Genomic DNA, 1450 nt, shown 5'->3' with positions numbered 1-1450 from the left:
TCCAGAATGTCTTCTGCACGCGCCAGATCCAGGCGCACTTTGCTCTGGGCCTTCCACGGCACCTGAACCAGCCAGTCGATGTACGAACGCACCACGGTCGCTTCCGCGGACATTGGCGACATCTGCTTGAGCTTGTTCAGTTCGGCCGTGGCCTTGGCCAGCGCGTCTTTTGGCAGGCCGGCGGCATCGATACGCTTTTTCAGCTCTTCGACTTCGTTGTGACCTTCGTCGCTGTCGCCGAGCTCTTTCTGAATGGCCTTCATCTGCTCATTCAGGTAGTACTCACGCTGGCTGCGCTCCATTTGCTTTTTGACACGACCACGAATGCGCTTTTCGACTTGCAGCAGATCGATCTCCGCATCCAGCAACGCCAGAACGTGTTCGACCCGGGCCGACAAATCGATGATCTCGAGGATTTCCTGCTTCTGTTCGATCTTCAGGGCCATGTGCGCGGCCATGGTATCCACCAGGCGGCCTGGTTCATCGATGCTGTTGAGCGATGACAGGACTTCAGCCGGGACTTTCTTGCCCAGCTGCACATATTGCTCGAACTGGGATAGCAGACTGCGTACGAATACTTCCGACTCGCGCTCTGGCGCGTCGACTTCGTCGATCAGGGAGACTTCGGCACGGCAGTGGCCGTCCACTTCGCTGAAGCGCTCAACGGCGCCCCGCTGCTCACCCTCGACCAGAACCTTGACCGTACCGTCAGGCAGCTTCAGCAGCTGCAGAACGGTGGCAATTGTACCTACGCGATACAGGGCATCTTCACCGGGATCGTCGTCAGCCGGGTTTCTCTGGGCCAGCAGAAGAATCTGCTTGTCACCCGTCATCGCAGCCTCGAGGGCTTCGATGGATTTCTCGCGCCCCACGAACAGCGGGATAACCATGTGCGGATAAACCACGACATCACGCAATGGCAGGAGAGGCAATTCGATGGTTGTCTTCATGATTTCGCCTCTACGGCGGCCGTAAGGCCGTAAACAGATGGAAGTAAACTTGAAACCAAGATGGGGTCTGCCTTGGAAAAAAACAAGCGGATAAAAGAACCACTTGAACGATTGCAGCTGGCGGTAGCGCGCGAGATGGCCAAGACACGCCAGAAAACCGGATCGGCTGTCACTCCCACAATAGCAAAGGGGCCCGAAGGCCCCTTCTTTATTCAAGCTGCGTGACGCTTAAGCGTCCGGCGCGGCCTTGGCGGTCGGCTCACTGTTTTCGTAGATATACAGTGGCTTGGACTTGCCTTCTATCACGCTTTCATCGATCACTACTTTACTCACCTCCGATTGCGAGGGGATTTCATACATAGTGTCGAGCAATACACCTTCGAGAATCGAACGCAGGCCACGGGCACCGGTTTTACGCTCCAGGGCACGCTTGGCGACCGATTTCAGTGCGTCGGAACGGAATTCCAGATCAACGCCTTCCATCTCGAACAGCTTGGCAT

Annotated in this window: 1 protein-coding gene and 1 pseudogene; both read right to left on the bottom strand. The window is 56.4% G+C overall.

The window, feature by feature from the left end:
- On the bottom strand, positions 1-950 hold a 950-nt coding region (locus ACXRVY_RS28955; RefSeq protein ID WP_458238951.1), incomplete at its 3' end, for an LON peptidase substrate-binding domain-containing protein.
- Between the two features lie 228 nt (positions 951-1178).
- A pseudogene (locus ACXRVY_RS28950) lies at positions 1179-1450 on the bottom strand (ATP-dependent Clp protease ATP-binding subunit ClpX); the annotation flags it as partial.

It is taken from the genome of Pseudomonas sp. P5_A2_2, from assembly GCF_054177685.1.
This window is presented reverse-complemented; position numbering and strand designations above follow the sequence as displayed.